This window comes from Nitrospira marina (assembly GCF_059568365.1).
Genome location: NZ_JCANTH010000001.1, coordinates 4,612,513 through 4,633,788 on the forward strand (window position 1 = coordinate 4,612,513; position 21,276 = coordinate 4,633,788).

Below are 21,276 nucleotides of genomic sequence, written 5' to 3' on the forward strand. Positions count from 1 at the left end.
TCCGCCTCTAAGAGCCGGAGCCTTTCGGAACTTACTTGTTGTTTGTGGATTGGGCTAAAATAATGTGGCCCTGCATCGCGTTATTTATAGCTTTCACAACGGCTTTGGGTGAACTTTCTCCGTCTTGCACCAGAGTCGAATATTTCTCTTGCGTCATTGAAAAAAACTCTGGGTGCTGTTCTTGAGGTATCCCCATCAATGTGGCTAGGGATGTCAAATGTTCACCTTGGCCTTGCGCCATTTCTTGGGATAGGTTGTCGAAATTCAGAGCTGTAAACACATTGACTTTTTCGGATGCAAAAATTTTCCCATCATTGGTGCAGCCGGAAGTGCCTGAACTGATTGCAAAAGTTTGAAAGCCGGTACCATTGGTGGTGGCCATCAGGACCTGGCCACCAATGCTTTCCTTTTGGCTGGAATCTTCCCACGCGAGTTTCCCTAATCCGCAACCTGGACCATTGTTTGGCGGATTTCCTAACGCCATGCCTGACATTCCCATGACCAGAAAAAATGTTGACACCAATGCCCATGGTTTTTTTGCCATGCTTTCCTCCTAGTTTGGTAGTGAAAGATAAAGGATTAGATTTACGACCCGTGAACATGATTATAACAAAAGAAAGGCTATTAGAAAGTCAAAATTTACACATGCATGTTGACCACCTATGGTGGCTGACCGGAGGCACGGTGGATAGTGTATTTTATTCAGGCTTTATGAGGCCGAATATTCCCTATTTGCCAACGCAGGAGTATTTCGTGATACGTGGGCAGGAGAGTACTTGCTGGTTGTGGATAGAGAAGGAATCTGAGAAAGATGTAGATTCGGCCATTTCTCAAGGAGTTGCCTGAGCGTTCGATGGCCTTCTTCGTATCCAGGATGGATGGTGATGATTTCTTTCATGGTAACCAAAGCTTGTGGGAGTTGTCCGGTCTCGATCAATAATGCTGCCAACCGTAATCTTCCTTCCAGAGTTGCGGGATTCTTATTGATCAGGGTTTGCATCGTCTGAATTCCCTCCTGATAGTTGCCTGCATATGCGCAATGGTCGGCATAAATGCCATAAAGATGGTTATCCAATTCAGAGACAAGGTGCGGTTGTTCCAATTCGTCCCAGTCCATTGAGACAGCGGGGCCTATCGAACCGACCTTTTGTGCCAACCGGAAACGGTGACTATGCGGATCAGACATCTCTGTAAATTCGGGATTGGATGATGGGTGTTGAATGAAGCCTAAGCCGTTCCGCCGAAGGCTTTCTTCGATTTCCTGATGGGAATACGACCGGATCCCAATGGTGTCCTCGAGAGGAACATCAAGATAATGGCCTATGGGCAGTTGAAAGACCAGATAGCCATGAGGTGTCAAGACGCGGTGGATTTCTCCCAGGTAACATTCAAACACAGTACGGGGCATATGCTGAAATGTGACATAGGAATAGACCAGATCAAAGGAGGAGTGAGGAAATTCTCGAAGATCCACCCCAGAGGTTTCATAGGTGTGAACATGGTGATCGTCGGCTAACCATTGTTTGCTCTGGGCAATCATTGCGGAGGAGACATCGACTCCGACTAAATAATCAAAATGGGAGGCGAGGGCTTTAAGGACTCTGCCAATGCCGCATCCGATGTCCAGGACTTTCCACGACGGTAAGGGAGGAACAGGAATGGTTGCCAACAGAGCCTGCGCAGTGCCTTTTCCCGATTGAGCGAATTTTTCTTCTGTGTGGTAATCCTCGGTGGCAATCCAAAATCTGGCATGGTGTTGGGCCCGTTCGTCCCAGTCATGTTTCATTTTTTCCACAATGTTCATACGTTTCCGGATCTCCATCCGTTCGAGATATTAACCGTGGGCCAATGTTTGATGTTGTTTCCATATATTTGCGTGTGCTTGGTTATCATTTTATATCCCTATTTGGCTCTGCCTTGTTAAGATTAAGTCCTCAATGCTTTGTCTTGAACCATACGATTGAGCAAGTCCGTTGCCAACTTCGTTGGTATTGGTACCCTGAGCATATTGGGATCACAATTTTCAGGATAGGCTTGTGAAAAATGTTTATAAGAAAGCGAAGAAGTTTATTCAATGTGGAGAAGACAATGGGCAAGAGATTCTTGGAAGTGGAAAGGTATGCCCAGCTTTAAGATCGAGTGATTAAACTAATGTACTTATAAACGAATAGATCAATTTGAGAGGGAAAAACATTATTTGGTTTTTCAGAGGGAGAGCTCTCTTCGTTGGTCTTCCGTTGCAGTTCCTGGCGGGCTGCTGCTCCAAAGGCATTGGCTGACAAGGCCACCGCCCGGGCTTTTTGTAAGGTGGCTTGTGGATTACCTGGGACAGGAGAAGAAATTGTCAATACTGACTTCACCTCCAACAGCAGAGAGTTTTCCATCAAACTTCGTGGAAAGAAAAAAATCGCCCCATTTGGTTAGGACTCCGGTTGATGCTAGGTGCGACTGCTCGTGATTTCCGAATCCACTGTCGCGACTCTGAGGTTCCACGATATCTATCTTTTAAATAGAGGAAGTTTCTTATGATTGGTTGTCTTAGTCCGTCAGAATGTCTCTGAAGGCCTAATGGAGAAGTATAAGGGTGAGGGTGAAGAGGATATTTTTTGGAAAATCCTGAATTCATCAGCTTCAGACTTCTTGGATATAAATTAACGCTTTTTTTGGCCAACCGGAATGGACAAATCATGGGAGTATCTCTTCTGAAAGATTCTATCTGGAGGAGGCTCAGAAACGATAAAATCAGAAAAATGTCTTGGATGTATTACCCTTGAAACGGTAGTCGTGCAATCCATACATGGTCAGGATTTTGAAGCATGAACGGGTCGAGGCCATTCAGCCACCCTTTTAGGTTTCATTGGGAAAACAAATGAAATACCTATTGAGAAATATATGAATTTCAATACAGATTCGTTGGCTCACAAAATAATGGTTTTGTCGGCATGAATGTCTGGTAGTCGACTTGACTGTCCCAGTCCGCATTATGTTCCCCTGCCAGCAGTTCCTCTCTCGACTGCTTTGTTGTCCTGGGATTGAAGAATTCTGATTAACAGTGCCGGCGCAATTGTTTGGTAATCTTCTTTGTGTCCAAAGCAGGCTTGGCGGGCCATAGAGTCAGAGAAGCAAGGAAGATACTTAAAAAGACCAGTAGTAGAAGTGTGGTGGTGGTGTCTGGTCGCTGGATCTGGTCAAAATATAAGGTTTGCGCATTCGCCAGAATTTTGTCTGCAGCAGATACGCCTCCAAATAGTACCATGGTCATGAGGGAACCAATAATCATTCCTCCGAATATTTTCAGCATGAGAGAACTCCTTTTCTTAAAGAGAAAGTTTAACGAGAATTTTTTCGATTTCTTCGGCCGAACACTTCCCAATATGGCAAAAGGATTTTTGTAGAGTGGTAGTAGATCCATCACTTTAGTGAAGACATATCGAGAAAAAGGTTAATGAAGAAATACCGCTAATGGATTAGCAGATGAGCACATAGTAGGAAAAGTTAGGGATACGGAAGAGTTTTTATAGGAGGATTTGAGAGGAACGCTGTTGAAGGAGAGGACCAGGAGGTCTAAGAACAGGCTTATTGGTCCAATGCAAGCTGAACCATGGAAAGGAATTGGCTAAAGTTGCAGGGTTTATCCAGGATAGCAAAAACTCCTGCCTGACGCGCACGCTGTTTATCCTGGTCGTCGAGATGCCCACTAAGTAAGATGACGGGGATTTGGATGGGATCGTTCGCTTGCAATTTGATTTGATCAATAAAATCCAGGCCTGCCAGAACCGGCATTTGATTGTCGGAGATAATCAGGTCTGCCCGGTTGTTGGATAGCCAAGCGATGGCTTCTGATCCATTTCCTACCTCAATACATTCTAATTTCTGAGATTCCAGGACTAAGCGTAGGGCCTCACGAGCATTGAGATCATCATCTACTAAAAGAACTTTTTTCATGTTCTCGTTCGCTTGTTCAATCGATTCCTAACACATGAACGATTTCCCCTCATTTTAAATGATCAGAACGACACCTTGTCCACCCCCCTAAGAGACTAGCCGTTCTCTTTCCAACGAAAGCTCCAGAATATATCCTCCCCAGGATTTTTATAAAATCAAATTTTGGATTATTCGTTATTGAGAAGAAAGCGGGACGGCTGTATATCCCTTTGTCTCCATACACCCTTCTAGGGAATAAACTTCTTTGGTCCTTTGAGTGGTTCCTGTTGAAAACAAGGCTTCTTCGCAATCAGCTTTATCCTTGGAAAAGGTTGCCTGCGAGGTACCGGGCTTAAACCATTTCACCGGTGCGGAAGCGCAACTCAGATTTGTCAGAATTGCCAGAAGGCCTACGATCACATCGATTTTTATTTTCTTCATTTTTTCCTCATGGAGAAAAAGAAGGCGAATTGTAATGATTTTGTCTCGAGTATTCAATCAAACGCATGGTACATGGAAAAATTTTGATCTAGGGTGGTAGTTGGACGGAAAGCAGCGAGGAAAGTGAAAATGACGCCGAAGAACTTTCGTGGAGATTAGGTATTCTGACCAATTTGGTTAAGGGCCCAGGAGGCCCAAAAATGCACATTGGGAGTCGGGTCTGTTTCCATGGCTTGCTTCAGTGCCAGCACATCCGCGCTGGTTCCCAATTTTCCCAAACGATAAGCGGCTTCCGATCGGACACCCACGCTTGGATCCTGGAGAAGATGGGTACGTAACAACGGGAGTCCCCGGGGGTCGCCTAATTCACCGAGCCCTGCAATTGCAGATTGTCGAGTGAGAGAATCCGGACTTTCCAGAGCTTGAAGGTACACGGAATAGGAAAATGGAAAATCAAAGTGAGCAAGAGATTGGATAATGGTTCTTTGAGTGTCAATGGTGGAAATAGCGTAGGCTTCGGTCAATACTCGTATTAATTCCTTCTGCACAGCTGTCCGACCCAAGGCCAATACCACAGCCTGTTTAACTGAATCGGAAGGGTCCGTAAGGCGCTGAACCAATGCAACTAGAGCCTGGTCTGATAGTGAATCGGCCATCGTTCCCAAGGCCCAAGCACTTGATTGTCTAACCTGATCATCTGGATCCGACAACGCGAGAACAAGGGCTGGAATGCCCTGAGGGTCACCAATTTTCCCTAGTGATAAGGCTGCGGTCCGTCTAGTATCAGTCTGAGTATCCGTCAGAAGTGGAATAAGTCGTGCGGTGACGGATTCAGCTGATTCAGGTGGGGATTCAATGACACAACCAACGAGTCCAAAGAGACAAATTGCTCCAATAACGGTAGCAGAATTGGTAGAGAACGTGAGCAAGAAAGACTTATGCAGATCCAGAGGGTTCTTTGGGAGTTAGGGGCTCTTTGGCTACTTCAATGGAGTCTTGCATCTCTTTTTCGGCCGACTCCAGTTCAGCTTGAATGGTGCGCATTTGAGGATCGATCGAATTTTTAATATCTGCCGCGGCATCCCGGAAGGTACGTACGGCACTTCCAAGACCTTCTCCCAATGATTGCATATCTCGGGGAGCTAATCCGGATTGCTGGGAAGTCTGGGCTTTCATTGCAGCTTGTTGAGCCTGGACACGGGCCACAGCTTGTTTATTCACAACAGCTGCAGGTCGCTTCAGCACGGGCTTTGCTTGTGCACCAGCCGGGAGAGCGGGATATTGCCTGGAAGCCATGGGGGCTGGTTGCGCTTGCCGATCCTCCATCGACATCGGTGGGGGGGAAGAAGGCGTTGTCGTGGTTTGAGGAGGACTGGAAGCCCCGGCAGATTTAGAGGAAGGTTGGACCACCTCAGGCCCCGCCCCCTTATAAAGTAATGCTGCAGTGGTTCCCGGGGTTTGTTCAGGACCAGGCTGAAATGGCTGATTTGTCGGAGTGCCCACAGGGGTAGTTGATTGGGATTGCACCTGCCCTTGTTCTGGCGGTGTATTGGGTAGTGGCTCATTTGGGTCCACAGGTGAGGGTATATCGGCGACTTCTTTTTTAAAGCCTTTTAAGGCTTTTCCCACACCCTCTCCGATTTGCGGGAGCCGACCTGCCCCGAAAATAATCAGGATGATCACCAGAATGATCATGAGTTCAGAGAACCCCATGGTTCCGAACATAGCTAAAACCTCTCCATTAAGCACTGTGAAAATCTGAGACTTAAAAGACTCTATCTTTCAAGATTGACGAGTGTCAACCCAAATGCGGTAGGCTTGGAACACTATGCCCAAGCCAAGTTTTTGCGTATTTTTCATTTTTTGTTGTGCCTTAGAAAGAAACGAGTAGATCACGGATGTCATTACTCTCACCGCCCCAAATTCCCCTTTTTCGCATAACGCTGTTTTACGGCCCTGAAGCCGTTGAAGGTGCCTCAGATTCTGTACACTGTGTGTTTAATGTCAAAAAACGCAGCTGGAAAGGTGGGGTCCAAGTCGAGGTGGTGATGAAAATGAACCAAGTAGACAGGCTCGAAGGAATCCTTCAGCATTCGTCATGGTTGGAAGTTGTTCTGAGGGGCGTTCCACTTGAAAAGCAGGGAAGCTATCGAGAAAAAAGTCATGATTTATTGGTGCAGTTGCTGTGCTTTCACAAGCTTCATGCCTTTATTCAGCAGGGAATCAAGCAGGAAAATATCCAAGTTTCAGGGGACGCTCTCATAGCTGAGACTGATGAGGTCGTTGAGCGTGAGGCCGAGGAAATCAAGAAGCAGATTTTTATCGAATTGGATCTGGTTGAAACCGAAGAGAGACCCCCGTCACAATGAAGTTACCAAATTTGCTATAATTCCATGTTTCGGATTTAAAAAGAGAAGACTAATGCATCATGCAGGTTTAAAATACCAACGAGAAGGTTTGCATAAAAATTAAACAGGAAGGAGTATTCCTTATGCGGCAATCCAAGGTTTTTGGGGGAGGTATTCTTAAACAGTTGACCGGGGTGTGCGTGTTGTTGGCTTTTTCCCTGATCGTATGCCTGGGTGCCACAGGGGTAAGTTTGGCTGCCGAACAAGAATTATCGAGCCCAACCAATGAAGCGGCCCTTGGGATCGGGAGTGCGTTGCTGACCGTGATTTATTTCCCTGTGAAGTTTGCCTATGCCATCTTGGGCGGGGTTGTGGGAACGTTTACCTATGGATTGACAGGTGGTGACCTTGAAACCGCAAAAGCTGTATGGGAGCCGAGCTTCTACGGCACGTATGTCATCACACCTGACCATCTGAAGGGGAATGAGCCCGTTCGATTCCTTGGGGTCTCCGCATACGAGGATCAAGCGCTATAGACCGAAAAATCAAACCCGCCCGAGTTGAATCGGCTGCCATGCTCAAACCTATCATTGGAATTACACCTGATTTTAACCCTGGAAATCGGAAGGATATGGGTGGGAAAGAGCCCACCTATTTTTTGAGGGCCAGGTACCTTCAGGCAATTCAGGACGCCGGGGGAGTGCCCATCGTGCTTCCCCTGGTCCGCGGTTTGGCGAAACAGAAATATCTTATACAACGGCTGGACGGTCTTCTGGTGACCGGGAGCGGATCGGATTTAGCCCCTGAGTTGTATGGGGAGAAGCAGCGGTATCCTTTTCAGCAAATGAGCGAAGAGCGTGCCCAACTAGAGCTTGGATTATCCAAGCTGGCCTTTCGTCAGAGGGTGCCGACCCTGGGGATCTGCGGAGGGATGCAATCCATGAACGTGGCCTTGGGAGGTACCCTGGTGCAGGACATTTCCTCTCAATTGTCGACGAAAATTGAACATCGACCCACCAAATCGGCAACGAAAACAGCCCATCTGGTCAATATTGAATCCAACAGCCTACTGCAGCGCATCGCCAAGCGGTTAAGTATTGCGGTGAATAGTTCCCACCATCAATCTATAAAATCTGTTCCATCGTCCTTTCAGGTGACCGGGATTGCTCCAGATGGAGTCATTGAAGCGATTGAAGCCTCTTGTCATCCATTCTGGCTTGGGGTCCAATGGCATCCGGAGTTTTTATACCGGCAGGATGCAATTCAGAAACGTCTATTTACGGCGTTGATACAATCTGCCAGACAGTTTGCCGACAGCCGAACATAGCCTGTTCAGGACGTTTTGGCCTGGTTCACCCAAAATCCATAAGTAAGAGAACCCTCAGAAGGGATAAAAGAACTGGGATTTTTTACTTAGCCGCGTCTTCGGCTTCGGGACTTGGTTGTGGTGGATCCGACAGGGCCGGTGATTTAGGTGCAGGGGATTTGGTCTCTTGTGAAGCCTCTGTCTTGGCTGCAGGGGGAGTGGCAGGTTTTGGAGCAGGCACGGGTTTGGGCTTTTCCGGCTTGATGCCACCTTCCCAATGAGGGCCGGTATACATATCGTCGGCCAAGTCGGTCTCTTTCCACCTGGCTTCAAAGTCTGCAGCGGCCTTATTGGGGGTTTCTCCAGTTCCAACAGTTTGATTCCACGGATAGATACGAGGAGAAATGCGGCAGGTAGACTCATCCTGGCACATGTACAGTGCAATCGGATTTCCTCGATAAGGGCCCAGAATAATATGGACCGTGCCGACTAATTCAGGAAGAGAATCCATGATACCAACAGAACAGATTGTCGTCTAAAAAGGAGGCTATACTGCCACAGCCCCCGGCGGTATGCAATATGAGCCGAAGAAGTTCATTAGGAATATCTGATAATAATTATGATTGAGGGAAGAGAAAAGGGTAAAGAATTTTCCTGGAATTCGGAAGGGCTATTTGAGGAGAGGTTCTACCGGGAGCTCGGATTTTCGGTGAAGATATAATGCGATCATGAGGACCAAAATCACGACGACATGTAAGGACATATCCATAAGATAATGACGAAAGATGTCTTCAGGGACGGAGTCCTGGTGCGAGAATTCAGCACCAGCGGTAAGAATTCTTCGGACAGAAGCGATGATCCCCACATGCAGGAAGGGTTCGAGTCGAATGCGGTCGTTTTGTAAGAAGCCTAATACCGTGCGAAACAACTCCAAAAGAATGATGACGAATAACAGGTCATTCAATAAAGTGATGGTCGCTGGCAAAAACTCGGTCTGTACCGATTGAGCATAGGCTACCCAACTATAACCGAAGACCAGCATACCTACGAGAAGAAAACTCAAGCAGGCGGTGATGTAGCCCCACCGGTCGAGAAACTGCATCCATCGGACCCATTGTTTAATTGATTCTGGTGTCCACCCTAACATGTTGAATGTGTCCTTTTATGCGGTTCCTTGATGTGGGGTGCTGGGGGGTTGCTCCCGCTTGATGTTCTCTCCCCGCATCTGACCAAACTCTAAACTCTGAATCGCTTTCGCACCAAACGAATGGCCACAACAGATGACTTCCTGAAATCCCTCGCCGCCCGCCATCACCATTAGGCGAAGTCCACAGGAATCAGTGGCAACAATTTTTTCATCGAGGGGCATGCCGACTGCCAAGGCTCCTGATCGGCGGCCACGCTCTTGATTAAACGAGGGAACCACGTCTTCCAGGGTCAAGTCATGTCCGCAACATCGAATTTTTTCAAACCCTTCCCCACCGCTCATCACCTTGAGTACCAGTCCGCAAGAATCGGGATACCGTTTGCGTTCGTCGATAATGTCCCCTTTTTTCAATGCCATAGCCATGCTCCTTGCTCCGGAAATGAATTATGAAATTCTGTCATCAGCAATAGGAATAGATGATTGGATGTGTCGATTTATGCAGCAAGGTTGATAGCTAAACAAATCTTTGTAGGGAATGTCCAGAATTGCGCCAGGCCCTTTCTTTTCACACGTAAGTCGGGGAGTAGCCGGCATCCATAACATGGGCCTAGAGCGAGACGAACCGCCCACTGCTTATTGGAGCCCGTCCGGGAATCCGTCTTATCTTTTTTGTGCATTCAGGTCAGGGTGCGAAACTGTCCTTGGATCTGTGCTAAGACATGGCGATGGGCAGAAATCCCGACAGTATGAGGGATGGAGGGAATGTCGATTGGGTGATAGGGGAAGACAAATTGCTGTTTGACGGAGGCGACACGGGCCACACTCGTCTCAAGGCGGCTTTGATCCAATACGTGAGATTCAACGGCACGACTGACGGCTTTAATCGTATCGGTCGCAAGCCTGCGGGTTTTGCACACTAATAACATATCCACTCCGGCTTGTAACGAGTGCACAGCGGCCTCGCCGACTGTCGAATGGTTCACAATGGCGCCCATCTCCAAGTCGTCGCTCAAGATGACGCCGGAAAATCCCATCTGCTGCCGAAGGATATCTGTCAATATCATGGAGGAGAGGGTTGCGGGGTTTGTGGGGTCCAAGGCGGGATAATGGACGTGGGCCGTCATAATGGCTTGTAGGCCATGCCCAATGGCGTATTGAAAAGGTTTGAGTTCCACGCTCTCCAGCCGCTCCCGTGTAGCGTGGACCACCGGCAATTCCACATGTGAATCGGTACTGGTATCGCCATGACCAGGAAAATGTTTTCCGCAGGCCAATACCCGATGATCGTGCAGGCCTGCGAGTGTGGCCGCTCCCATGAGACACACCTGTTCCGGCTCGGTCCCAAACGCCCGATCTCCAATAATAGGATTGGAGGGATTCGTATGGATGTCCAAAACCGGTGCCATATTCATATTAATCCCTACGGCGCGTAACTCCTTAGCGGTCACGGCTGCCGCCTGGTAGGCCAGTTCCGTGGATCCTGACTGGGCGACGGTTGTTGCAGGAGGAAAGATGGTAAAGCCTGAAGGAAGGCGGGAGACGCGCCCGCCTTCTTGATCGATGCCGATGAGCAGCGGGATGTCACCGGCCAGGGCTTGGAGGTCGTTCGTGAGGTGTGCGATTTGGACAGGGTCAACCAAATTGCGGGAAAAGAGAATGATCCCTCCTGGTCGGAATTCCTGCATCCAGGCTCGAAGGTCCGGAGTGACCTCCGTCCCTTCGAACCCGATCATACACAGTTGCCCTACGAGTTCGGCGATAGACATCGCGTGTGTTGCCGCCTAGCGATTGGCATGATTCAGTAAATACTGAATGAGCAACCGGGTCCCGATACCTGTCGGACCTTTAGGAATATACGCTCGTTCTGTTGTACCCCAATCCGTGCTGGCAATGTCCAAATGGACCCAGGGATGGTCCCCAACGAATTTTGATAAGAACATCGCCGCCGTAATCATTCCGCCTCCGCGCCCGCCGATATTCCGCATGTCCGCCACGTCACTTTTTAGCTGTTCAAAATATTCATCCCACAGGGGCATTTCCCATACCCGTTCCCCGGCATGATTGCCGGCCTTCTTGATGTCGGCTTTCAGGGGGTCGTCATTACCCAGCATGCCAATCGCGAACTGTCCCAAGGCGACAGCAGCCGCTCCGGTCAGTGTGGCGATGTCAATCACGCAGGCGGGTTTGAACCGAGAGGCATAGGCCAAGCCGTCAGCAAGAATCAACCGACCTTCCGCATCGGTATTCTGGACTTCCACCGTTTTTCCGGAGAGCATGGTAAGGATATCGCCGGGTTTAGTTGCCCGTCCTCCCGGCATGTTTTCCGTCACAGGCAAGAGGCCGATCGCATTGACCGGGAGCTTGAGCCGGGAGGCGGCTCGAATCGTCGCTAACACTTCGGCTCCACCGGTCATGTCGGCCTTCATCTGTTCCATGTTTTCCGATGGTTTTAAGGAGATGCCACCGCTATCAAATGTTACCGTTTTGCCGACAAAAACAATGGGTTTTTGTGTGCGAGGGCCGCCCATATATTCCAGAATGATGAATTGAGGCGGTTCGATGCTGCCTCGAGAGACCCCCAATAATCCGCCCATGCCGAGTTTTTCCTGCTGTTTGCGGTCCAAGACTTTGAGCCGGACTTTGGCCTCCCTGGCGATTTTTTTGGCTTCGGTAACGACCCGGGAAGGCGTCATCACGTTCGCGGGGTGGTTGCACAAATCCCGGACGAAACAAGTCGCTTCCCCAAGAATTTGCCCACGTTTGGCGCCATCTTTGGCCTCATTCAGGTGAGCGTTGGAGGTGGTGAGTAGAGTGCAGGATTGCAAGGAGTGGTGGTCGTCCGTGCGGTCCGTGCGGTACTCATTAAACCGATAGTCCCCAAGAACTACCCCTTCCACCATGGCCTGAGCTACGTCATCCATAGGCCCGGTGCCCTTTGGCACGTCCGGCATCACGCAAACGATCCCTTTGGCTTTGGCGGTGCGGGCGCGCTTGGCAGCGGTTCCCATTGCTTGACGAATTCGTTCCAAGGTCACCGTCTCCCGTATTCCAAGGCCGACAAGAAGCACGCGTTTTGCGGGCAATTTCCCATCGATATGCAGTAAGGCGGTGTTATTCGGCTTGCCGGAAAATTCTCCACTTTTGCGCAGGTCGCTCAATTGTCCACTGAGTTTCTGATCGACCGGCTGGACGGCTTTGCTCCAGGTTTTGTTTTGTTCATATTCCAAACACACCAACACATCCGTTGTCGTAGCGGTGGCTTCACCACTCTTCACTAGTATATTCATACGCCTCCTCAATAAATAAATCGCCCGAAACGTAAACAGATCCCCTTGCCGTAGTGTTGTTACACGCCCCGGGTTTGGGGATCCCAGATCACTTTATGCAATTGGATTTGAAAACGAACAGGCAGTCGATCTTCCAGAATCCATTCAGCCAGGGATTGAAGATGGAGGACTCCAAAGACCGGACTCATATGGACGGGACAGCGGTCTCCCAATGAATACTGCTTCACGATATCGCGCGCCCACTCGTAATCGGCCCGGTCCTTTAAAACAAACTTCACTTCGTCTTTTCCGGACAAATGCCTAAGGGTGTCCCACCGCATCCGGTCCGTCATTCCACTACCCGGACATTTCACATCCAGAATAATCGAAACCCGCTCATCCACGTTGGCAATATCAAACGCCCCGCTGGTTTCCAGCATCACCTGAAATCCAGCCTCGCATAATTGTGTTAACAATACCAGAGAGCCAGGTTGATGCAATGGTTCACCGCCGGTCACCTCGACGAGGGGACAACCATAGGATTGTACCTGCGCCAGAATTGTCTCAATCGGCATGGTATTTCCACCATAAAAGGCATATTCCGTGTCACACCAGGTGCAACGGAGCGGACAACCTGTTAACCGGACAAACACGCACGGTTGCCCCACACGGGTGGATTCCCCTTGAAGGCTATGAAAGATTTCAGTGATCTTTAAAGAGGGCAAAGTGGTCATAAGCACTCTCAACTCCAGCACACAACAGATAACATTGTACTCAAAAAGTGGGGTGATGGGGAGGGGACAGAGAAGGGTGCGCTAGGTGGCTGTCGGAGATGAGTAATCGTCACAAGGTTGGATCGGGTTGAGTGATATTTTCGATGATGCGGAGAGAATAGAAAGGCTATTCGATGAAAAGGACCGGAGAAGCTGTCAATTTGGCGCAGGCACGCAGGTCGATTTCATCCCGGATGGCGGCCTCCTAAGCCCATTGTGTAATCGGCCAACCCCGCTCGCGGGCAATGCGAGCCATGCCGCGAATGGGATTTACGACAAAGGGATGGCCAACCAGTTGGAGCGCGTGGAAATCTCCTGGGCTATCGCCATAGGCATAGCTACGCGTCAAGTCCAGATTGAATCGGGCGGCCAGGCGCTCCACATACCGGCCTTTTCCCTCACCATAGGGCAACGGGGCAAACACCTTTCCCGTATAGAGTCCTTCCTGGGATTCCGGTCTCGCGCCAAATACCAATGAGACTCCAAGTGCCTCAGCCAGTGGTTTCACCAAGAACTCAGGTGATCCGCTGACGAAGGCTACGACATGTCCCGCATCCCGATGACGGGATAAACGATTCAAAGCCCTCGCTGAGACCCGTGGAACAACATATAACTCCACATACTCGCTGGCCATCTGTTCAATGAGGGAGACATCATGCCCCATCAGATACAGCTTTCTCCGTCGCAGAGGGTTGAACGAAATGGGGGGCATTTGCCGAATGGCATATTCCAGACTGTGCCATACCTCCGGCCAACCCACCACACCGTCTTGCCAGAGATACCGGAAAAATCCGATTTCAATCGACGCGCCGGGAATCAATGTGTTATCCACATCGAAAAAGGCACCAATCCAGTGTTGAGAATGAGTCAGAGGTGCGGGCGAAGAGGTCGAGCGGGTCATGGTGAGGTTTAATCCGGGCGGCCAATTAATTAATGAGAATGGCCGGGATTCTACTCCGCGCTTCACGCGTTGACAAGGACATCAAGAGGTTTCATAATCTGCCTACTTCGTGCCGAAGTGGTGGAATGGCAGACACGCACGTTTGAGGGGCGTGTGGGGAAACCCATGCGGGTTCAAGTCCCGCCTTCGGCACCAACAATCCCACTTGAAATTTAATCGTCTCCGTCACCAGTTGTGTTCCAACAGAAAATTTGTAGCGGGATTTGAACTGGGGGTTTTGAAGGGGGTATTCCCCCTTCATGGGGTGACCGGAGCATAGCGGAGGCACGAGGGGGCTGGCCCCTTAGTGGGAGCAGGAGCCAGGCTTCCGTTCCTGCGACTTTAAGTCCCGCCTTCGGCACCAACAATCCCACCGACTTCAATATACTTTTCGTACTTCACAACTCTTCTTATTTTTAAATGGGGTAAATGCGGGCTTGAACCGGGGGTATTGAAGTAGGTATTTCCCCTTCATGGGGTGACCGGAGCGTAGCGGAGGCTCGAGGGGGCAGGTAGAAGGAGCCATGCTTCCGCTCCTGCGATTTCAAGTCCCGCCTTCGGCACCAATAATCCTACCGATCCCTAAATCGTCTCTGTCATGAGTCGTACCCTACATAAAAATTGTGCCGAGATTCGAATTGGGGTTCTGAATTGGGAGTTTTCATCAGGGTGACCGGAATGAAGCGAAGGCATGCATGATTGAGGACCTTTGTGAGAGCAGAAGCCAGCCTTCCGGCACCTGCTCGTTCAAGTCAGGTTTTCAGGCTCCAATTCTTTCCTCCTGATTATCTTATCGATGATGCCCAGGTATGCCACTGTCACCGAATACATTCTCGGGATAACAACTTTATAAACGACCTTTGGCGTTCGGGTCATTCATTCTTGGAGTAACTGGGGGAATTGAAACATATTGTCGATGGTATTTGGCTCATGCGCTTGTTTGCGGACTTTTTAGGAAAGGAAACGTTATTCTGATGCTTCGGAAAAGGCCAATTAGAAGACATATTCAATTACCTCAAAGGGCATTCATGAGGCGCGGGTGGTATTCACGACGAGTGTTTCCCAGGCTGGTCCATTGGAGTATGGGGCAAGCGGGTTTTGTCCCCTTGCGGCAGTCATTGGTCGCAAAGGCGTCAGGGTTGGTTTTGGAAATCGGGTTTGGGACCGGCGCCAATTTTTCTTACTATTCTTCCCAGATCCATTCTTTGACGGCGATTGATCCCAATCCCGGGATGATCCCGTTGGCCCGCTCGCTTCAGGAGGAGGCGGTGATTCCCGTTCATCTGGCCTTGGCCTTGGCTGAAGCGCTCCCCTTTCCCTCTACCAGCTTCGACACGGTTGTGAGTACGATGACCTTATGCAGCGTTCCTCACCTTTCGAAGGCACTGCAGGAATTGCTTCGGGTCGTAAGACCTGGAGGACGGTTGTTGTTTTTAGAGCATGGGCAAAGTCCGGATTGTTCGGTTCGCCTGTGGCAGGATCGTCTCACGCCGGCGTGGAAACACCTTGGCGATGGCTGTCATTTAAACCGTCCAATGGTTCAGATGATTCAGGCGCAGGGTTGGACAGTTTCCGCACTCGAAAACTTTTATCTTCCGGGCGCTCCGAAGCCTTTTGCCTATTTTTCTCAGGGCATGGCGGTGAAGGCCTGATCCTCCCTGTGCGCTCTTCCATTTTCCTTGATTTCTTAATACAGTGAAGTTGGTGTTCATGAGGGTTTCGTCTGTCTTTCGGAACCGTCCCAATCTCTGCTTCCTGAGAGTGTCTTGATGGTAAATCGACGGGTACCTGGCGGTTTAATGGTCTGTGCTGCCATTGTGGGACTTTTCCTTTTGAAGGGGTTTCTTGGCGTTTCTTCTTCCTATGCGGAATTGAGTGGCACCTCCCAAGCGGATTCATCTCCTGTTCAGGATTCTGCTGAAGCGCATTTGCAGTTAGGGATTGATTTTTTTCTCACGAATGACCTGGATGTGGCCATTGATGAGTTTCGGGAGACCGCTCGTCAACGGCCTGACTATGCCGAGGCCTATCATAACCTTGGGGTGGCCCTGGCCAAAACGGGGGATTTAACCGGGGCCATTGCGGCCTGGTCGCAAGCGGAACGGTTGGATTTTCACACGGCCTCCTTGCGGTATCACCTGTCAGCCCTGGTTTCGTATAACTATGGTATTTCCCTGGTGCGAGATGGTCGGCTGGCGCAAGCGCTGGCGCAATGGCGGGCGGCCCTTCGTCTTCAGCCTGATTTTTTCGAAGCCCATTATGCGTTGGGATTGGGGTATTTGGCTGCAGGAGATCCTGTGCAAGCTGTGGCCCATTTTCAGGCGACCCTTCACGATGCGTCTAAGTGGGCGCATGCCTATGAAGCCTTGGGGTTGGCCTATTTTGCATCACATGAGAATATTCTGGCCGAGCAGGCCTGGAGGCGTGCCCTGGCGTTGGAACCCGAACTCCCCAAGGTCCATGCCAATTTAGGATTACTCCGTTTGCAAGAGGGGAATTATCAAGAGGCGATCGAACATTCCCGGCAGGCGTTGGTACTTCAACCTGACCTTGTAGCCGCGCATTACAATATCGGTGTGGCGTTGTTTGCGAAAGGAGACGAGTCAGCCAGTGTTCCTTCACTGGAAAGGGCCATTTCTCTCGATCCCCGATTGACTTCAGCGAGATTGCTGCTTGGTGTTGTGTGGAGTCGTCAGGGAAATTGGGCGCAGGCCGCCTCGCTCTGGCGAGAGACATTACGCCAGGATCCCTTTGCCAAAGATGGAGTATGGCTCCATTACAATCTGGGAGTTGCCATGGCTGCCATGGGACTAATCGACGAGGCGGCGGTTGAATTTGATGTGGTGACTGACCAACGTCCTGAATGGGCTCCGGGATGGTCTCAGTTGGGCTCGGCGCTTCTGGCGACCCGACAATGGGAAAAGGCCGTGGTCGCCCTGGAATCCGCTGCTCGATTGCAACCGGCCTGGGCGCACCTCCATTTTGCCATTGGCAAAGCTCAGGCTGAAGCGGGGAACTTGTCTCAAGCTGTTGCCGCCTTGCAGCGAGCGGTCGAGGTTGAGCCTCAATTGGTCGAAGCATGGTTTCATTTGGGGGTCGTGCTTCGTGCTCAGAATCGGACCGGTGAAGCGGTCGAGCCGCTCCGTCTGGCGGCGGAAGGGGGATCGGGCGAAGCCCAAAGCCTGTTGGCTTCGATGTATGCCAATGGCAGTGGCGTGGATCGCAATATCCCCTTGGCGATGTTATGGTGGTTTCGGAGTAGTCGGGCCACGATGGCCGATTCGCTCACGCAGACCGCCAGAGAACAGCTCTCACAATTCCGTCGCGGCCTTCATCGCCACCTCTTTTCGCCCGGTGACCGGCAGGAGGTGTTAACCGGCTTTGGTCTCATTCGAGAAGACCTTCACCGGTTGGCTCCTCCCCATCGCATGTCCACTCAGTTGGCCAATGATGAAGACACCTGGGACCACCTGACGCCGAGTGAACCCGTTGTTGCATGGGTAATCGAGCAGGCCTTGGCGGGTGATCAGTCTGCCCAGCACACCCTCCATGCCTGGTATGTGAATGGAGAGCGTGGTCGGTTGGTTCCGGCAGATCCTCAGATCCGAAATTATTTTTTTCAAACGGCGAAAGAAGGAAATCCCTTTTCCTGTCAGGTCGTTCGAGCCGTTGCTCCTGAATCGGCTGAACGTTTTTCAGCAGACTGGCAATTGGCGGCAAATGGATGTCCGGACCAGACCGTCATGCCCGGGTTGTAAGTCTGAGCCGGGTTGCATGTATGGGAGTGAGAAATTCCTGAATTTTCCATGATTAGGGACTGTTGAAAAAAGCCGCCAGCGGCGTTCTCGCCATTTTTCCGTGCTCACGTACTGGAAGTACGCTCTGCGCGCAAAAATGACTGCGGCCTTGTTGGGCAACATTTTTGAACAGCCCCGAGGCCTCTAATATGCAACGTGCCTGTGGGTCAATATGCCCTTGGAAATTATTATTATTCAACACTCCCATTAGGACCGCAATGACGAATTGTTCCAAGACCAAGACCAAGACCAAGACCAAGACCAAGACCATGGCATTGGCCCTCGCCTTTTCACTGGTGAGCACGGTGTTGGCTTTTAGCGTCTCCTCACTTTTTCCCCAGGGAGAACGATGGTTGACTGATTGGCAACTGGCTCACATGGCACCTGGGCCTGTCGACCCTTCACTGATCATGGTGACGGTCACGAAGAGCACCAGTCCTGCGTTATGTGGGGAAGGACGATGGAATCTTTCCGTGTTGGAGTCCACACTGCTGGCCCTTCATGAGGCCGGCGCTGCTCTCATCGTACCCTCAATTGATGTGTCCTCCCCGATAGCTTCGGAATGTGGGGGGTTGGCTGGACTGGTTCGACTGGCTGAAGTGACCAAACGAGTCGGATCTGTCGTCTACCCGGATTCGGTTCCTCCCGCCTTGGCCGATGCGGCAACCGCGTTGGGGACGCTGGACTTGATACCTGATGCGGATGGGGTGTTTAGGGGTATGCAGTCCCATGCCCTTTCTGCAGGTTCATCGCCGCATCCTCCGATCGGTCTCGTGATGGCCTCGTTATTATCGGAAACGGACACAGCTATGCAACCGAAGACCAACGACCCTCAATTCCGGTTTATTGGACATTGGGCAACTTCATCCTTTCCCAGGCATGCCTTTGCGGATGTGTGGAACATCATTCAGAGTATAGATCGTGATCAATTATCGAAATTGTTTCGCGGAAAAGTAGTGATCCTTTTTTCTCCTGTGTCGAAGCAACCAACTCTTTCAACCCCGTGGGAATCCGAGGTGCCGGCTGAATTTCTTCATGCCTTATTGGCCAACGCGGTACTGACAAACGGATGGATTTCCAGGACTCCTCCGTGGGTCGCTTTTCTTGTAACGGCGAGTGTAGGCCTGTTCTTTGCCTGTTTCCTTCTTTGGGAAACTCCGCCAACCCGCCTGGGGATGATGGGGTTAGCCGGTATTCTTCTTGCGGGGCTTGCTCTGTTGTGGGGGCTTCACAGTGGTTGGGTGTGGCCGATCTTGAGTACAGGATTGGCTTTAGGAATGACCTTGGGGGGATCGCTGGCTTGGCGGTTGTCCCGGTCCCGGTCGATTATTCAACGGCGGATCGCTCAAGGGCGACAGCAGCTTCAGCAATTGGAAACAGAACTGGCAGAAAGACAGCAGCATGTCCGGGAACTCGAGAATCGCTTACATGTGGCACAAGATCATGCTCACCGGTCGGCGACGGTTATTGAAGGTTTAGAAACTCAGCAAGGGGGGGTGTCTCGCCAATTGGAGTTTTCCCAAGCCGAGGTAGAAGAAACCCGACGACAGATTGATCGGTTGCAGAGTGAATTGGAGAATCTTCGTCGGCAGGTGCCGGCCATGCAGCATGCTGAGCATCAGTACCCCGAATCCCGCGAAAATCAGGCCTTACTTCAAGAATGTGAATCGTTTCATATTCTGACACGTGCCCCTTCCGTCCTCCGCGTTTTTCAGGATTTAAAAAAAGCGTCCGGAACCCAGAATCCCATTCTGCTATTGGGAGAAACAGGCACGGGCAAAGAAGTGTTTGCTCGAGCGGCCCATGCGTTGAGTCCCCGGCATCGTGGCCCTTTTGTATCGGTGAATATGGCCGCAATCCGGCCGGAGTTATTTGTAGGAGAATTATTCGGCCATGTGAAGGGGGCCTTTACCGGCGCGGTTGGTCGTGAGGGGTATATTGAAACGGCGAATGGGGGAACGCTCTTTTTGGATGAAGTCGGCGAACTCCCATCCGATTTGCAAGCAAAATTACTGCGTTTTCTGGAGGACGGGTCATTTCACCGGGTTGGAGAAAGCCGGCTTACTCAGGTGGATGTGCGAATAATCGCGGCGACAAATTGCAATCTTCAACAAGATGTGGAGGAAGGGCGCTACCGGGAAGATTTATATTATCGATTACGGAGTATTGTGTTAACTCTGCCTCCTCTGCGGGAACGAGGGGAGGAAGATTGCCTGCTATTGGCTCAATTCTTCCTGCAGTATTTTTCCCGGCAACAGAATCGAATGGATTTGAGGTTCACGCAAGGGGCATTGGATGGGATCATGGCCTATCGATGGCCGGGCAACATTCGAGAACTTCGACAAACCGTGGCCCAGGCAGTGGCGTTGGCTAACGGGTCTCTCATTACCGAAGCGGATTTGCATCTCAGTAGCCCCGTCATGCCGTCCTTGAAACGTGAAGGGCATGGTCGGGTGGAACTGGAACGATTGGAGGATGACATGGTGCTGGAATGCCTTCGCCGTCATGGATTCGATATGCAGGTGACAGCTAAAGCTTTGGGGTGGGATCGCAGCACGGTCACTCAACGATTGAAAGGTCTCGGATTTCAAGCGTTAGTCGACTATCATGGAAATATTGAAGCGGCGGCGCAGATACTGGCCGGGGATAAAACCTTGACCCCCTTGGTCGCGAGAAGGCTGCGCGAGTATTCAAAAAACCTGCTTCCTTCTTCCAGACACTACACGTCTGCTGAAGAAGCGGTGGCTGACTGCCGAAAACGGTTTCGCAATCTTCCGGAACGGCATTTTCCGGCAGTCGAGCAGTTGGTGCACCAGCGCTTTGCTACGCCGGAACAAATTTCAACGCCGCGGAATTAATGCAATAGCGTAATCCCGTCGGCGGGGGGCCGTCATCAAAAATGTGTCCCTGGTGGCCACCGCATCGGGCACAATGGACTTCCGTCCGGGGATAAATGATCTTCCAGTCGGTTCGAGTTTCGACCACTTTTTCTGAAATCGGTTGCCAAAAACTTGGCCAGCCGGTTCCGCTGTCGAATTTCGTGTCGGAAGAAAAAAGTGGCAATTCGCACCCGGCGCATTGGTAAGTGCCTTTGGCCTTACTTTGATGATATTCATTGGTAAAGGGCGGCTCGGTGTCTTCATGCCGCAAAACACGGTATTGCATGGGGGTTAACAGCGCCTTCCACTCTTCATCCGTTTTCGTGATTTTGGTGATATCCGAACCCCCGGTTGAGGGGGTGGGAGCGGCCAATGCCACGCCGAGAGTTTTGGCGAGAACTCCGAACCCTAATGCCAAGCCGATTTTCATAAGATTTCTCCTGTTGACATGTACG

At 50.7% G+C, this 21,276-nt stretch carries 23 protein-coding genes and 1 tRNA gene; 7 read left to right on the forward strand and 17 right to left on the reverse strand.

Annotated elements, in window-relative coordinates:
• Window positions 1-31: 31 nt before the first annotated feature.
• The 8 genes from LX98_RS19920 to tatA form a co-directional block, all read right to left on the reverse strand.
• A complete protein-coding gene (locus tag LX98_RS19920) occupies window positions 32-544 on the reverse strand; it encodes a DUF3015 family protein (RefSeq protein ID WP_496430497.1) in 513 nt (170 codons plus the stop codon).
• A gap of 165 nt (window positions 545-709) precedes the next feature.
• Window positions 710-1,804: a methyltransferase domain-containing protein gene (locus LX98_RS19925; RefSeq protein ID WP_496430498.1), complete on the reverse strand. Its 1,095-nt coding sequence runs from the start codon at window positions 1,802-1,804 to the stop codon at window positions 710-712.
• Window positions 1,805-2,129: 325 nt separating this feature from the next.
• Window positions 2,130-2,384, reverse strand: a complete 255-nt coding sequence (locus tag LX98_RS19930; protein ID WP_496430499.1) for a hypothetical protein — start codon at window positions 2,382-2,384, stop codon at window positions 2,130-2,132.
• 662 nt (window positions 2,385-3,046) lie between these two features.
• On the reverse strand, window positions 3,047-3,301 hold the full coding sequence (locus LX98_RS19935; RefSeq protein WP_496430500.1) for a hypothetical protein: 255 nt from the start codon (window positions 3,299-3,301) through the stop codon (window positions 3,047-3,049).
• 275 nt (window positions 3,302-3,576) lie between these two features.
• Entirely contained in the window at window positions 3,577-3,945 is a 369-nt protein-coding gene (locus LX98_RS19940; protein WP_312645270.1) for a response regulator, read from the reverse strand.
• 174 nt (window positions 3,946-4,119) lie between these two features.
• Window positions 4,120-4,365 (reverse strand): hypothetical protein, encoded by a 246-nt coding sequence (locus LX98_RS19945; protein ID WP_496430501.1) that lies wholly within the window; start codon window positions 4,363-4,365, stop codon window positions 4,120-4,122.
• A gap of 155 nt (window positions 4,366-4,520) precedes the next feature.
• Window positions 4,521-5,294 (reverse strand): HEAT repeat domain-containing protein, encoded by a 774-nt coding sequence (locus tag LX98_RS19950; protein WP_496430502.1) that lies wholly within the window; start codon window positions 5,292-5,294, stop codon window positions 4,521-4,523.
• A gap of 7 nt (window positions 5,295-5,301) precedes the next feature.
• Entirely contained in the window at window positions 5,302-6,090 is a 789-nt protein-coding gene (gene tatA, locus LX98_RS19955; protein ID WP_496430503.1) for a twin-arginine translocase TatA/TatE family subunit, read from the reverse strand.
• Window positions 6,091-6,419: 329 nt separating this feature from the next.
• Between tatA and LX98_RS19960 the strand changes: the two genes are divergently transcribed.
• The 3 genes from LX98_RS19960 to LX98_RS19970 all read left to right on the forward strand — a co-directional run bounded on the left by LX98_RS19960 (window position 6,420) and on the right by LX98_RS19970 (window position 8,040).
• Window positions 6,420-6,734: a hypothetical protein gene (locus LX98_RS19960; protein WP_496430504.1), complete on the forward strand. Its 315-nt coding sequence runs from the start codon at window positions 6,420-6,422 to the stop codon at window positions 6,732-6,734.
• A gap of 122 nt (window positions 6,735-6,856) precedes the next feature.
• Entirely contained in the window at window positions 6,857-7,249 is a 393-nt protein-coding gene (locus tag LX98_RS19965; protein WP_496430505.1) for a hypothetical protein, read from the forward strand.
• Between the two features lie 38 nt (window positions 7,250-7,287).
• Complete coding sequence (locus tag LX98_RS19970) at window positions 7,288-8,040, forward strand: gamma-glutamyl-gamma-aminobutyrate hydrolase family protein (protein WP_496430506.1); 753 nt, start codon at window positions 7,288-7,290, stop codon at window positions 8,038-8,040.
• Window positions 8,041-8,122: 82 nt separating this feature from the next.
• Here LX98_RS19970 and LX98_RS19975 read toward each other — a convergent pair whose 3' ends face one another.
• The 7 genes from LX98_RS19975 to LX98_RS20005 all read right to left on the reverse strand — a co-directional run bounded on the left by LX98_RS19975 (window position 8,123) and on the right by LX98_RS20005 (window position 14,106).
• A complete protein-coding gene (locus LX98_RS19975; RefSeq protein ID WP_496430507.1) occupies window positions 8,123-8,530 on the reverse strand; it encodes a hypothetical protein in 408 nt (135 codons plus the stop codon).
• A gap of 159 nt (window positions 8,531-8,689) precedes the next feature.
• Entirely contained in the window at window positions 8,690-9,166 is a 477-nt protein-coding gene (locus LX98_RS19980; protein ID WP_496430508.1) for a phosphate-starvation-inducible PsiE family protein, read from the reverse strand.
• 15 nt (window positions 9,167-9,181) lie between these two features.
• Window positions 9,182-9,583: a hypothetical protein gene (locus LX98_RS19985; protein ID WP_496430509.1), complete on the reverse strand. Its 402-nt coding sequence runs from the start codon at window positions 9,581-9,583 to the stop codon at window positions 9,182-9,184.
• Between the two features lie 260 nt (window positions 9,584-9,843).
• On the reverse strand, window positions 9,844-10,932 hold the full coding sequence (gene nagZ / locus LX98_RS19990; protein ID WP_496430510.1) for a beta-N-acetylhexosaminidase: 1,089 nt from the start codon (window positions 10,930-10,932) through the stop codon (window positions 9,844-9,846).
• Between the two features lie 15 nt (window positions 10,933-10,947).
• Window positions 10,948-12,453, reverse strand: a complete 1,506-nt coding sequence (locus tag LX98_RS19995) for a leucyl aminopeptidase (RefSeq protein ID WP_496430511.1) — start codon at window positions 12,451-12,453, stop codon at window positions 10,948-10,950.
• Window positions 12,454-12,512: 59 nt separating this feature from the next.
• A complete protein-coding gene (gene queE, locus LX98_RS20000; protein ID WP_496430512.1) occupies window positions 12,513-13,166 on the reverse strand; it encodes a 7-carboxy-7-deazaguanine synthase QueE in 654 nt (217 codons plus the stop codon).
• A gap of 244 nt (window positions 13,167-13,410) precedes the next feature.
• Entirely contained in the window at window positions 13,411-14,106 is a 696-nt protein-coding gene (locus LX98_RS20005; RefSeq protein ID WP_496430513.1) for an HAD-IB family hydrolase, read from the reverse strand.
• Window positions 14,107-14,217: 111 nt separating this feature from the next.
• Between LX98_RS20005 and LX98_RS20010 the strand changes: the two genes are divergently transcribed.
• From LX98_RS20010 to LX98_RS20020, 3 genes are all read left to right on the forward strand, one after another.
• Window positions 14,218-14,301: transfer RNA gene (locus LX98_RS20010), tRNA-Leu, on the forward strand.
• 872 nt (window positions 14,302-15,173) lie between these two features.
• The gene (locus LX98_RS20015) at window positions 15,174-15,797 is read left to right on the forward strand and encodes a methyltransferase domain-containing protein (RefSeq protein WP_496430514.1); all 624 of its coding nucleotides are present in this window, start codon (window positions 15,174-15,176) and stop codon (window positions 15,795-15,797) included.
• A 117-nt stretch (window positions 15,798-15,914) separates the two neighbouring features.
• A complete protein-coding gene (locus tag LX98_RS20020) occupies window positions 15,915-17,903 on the forward strand; it encodes a tetratricopeptide repeat protein (protein ID WP_496430515.1) in 1,989 nt (662 codons plus the stop codon).
• Between the two features lie 52 nt (window positions 17,904-17,955).
• Here LX98_RS20020 and LX98_RS20025 read toward each other — a convergent pair whose 3' ends face one another.
• On the reverse strand, window positions 17,956-18,213 hold the full coding sequence (locus LX98_RS20025; RefSeq protein ID WP_496430516.1) for a hypothetical protein: 258 nt from the start codon (window positions 18,211-18,213) through the stop codon (window positions 17,956-17,958).
• Between LX98_RS20025 and LX98_RS20030 the strand changes: the two genes are divergently transcribed.
• On the forward strand, window positions 18,212-20,800 hold the full coding sequence (locus LX98_RS20030; RefSeq protein WP_496430517.1) for a sigma 54-interacting transcriptional regulator: 2,589 nt from the start codon (window positions 18,212-18,214) through the stop codon (window positions 20,798-20,800). The two genes, LX98_RS20025 and LX98_RS20030, sit on opposite strands and share 2 nt — an antisense overlap.
• On the opposite strand, the gene msrB is transcribed toward LX98_RS20030, so the two are convergent.
• Window positions 20,766-21,251 (reverse strand): peptide-methionine (R)-S-oxide reductase MsrB, encoded by a 486-nt coding sequence (gene msrB, locus LX98_RS20035; protein ID WP_312645231.1) that lies wholly within the window; start codon window positions 21,249-21,251, stop codon window positions 20,766-20,768. The two genes, LX98_RS20030 and msrB, sit on opposite strands and share 35 nt — an antisense overlap.
• Window positions 21,252-21,276 lie beyond the last annotated feature (25 nt).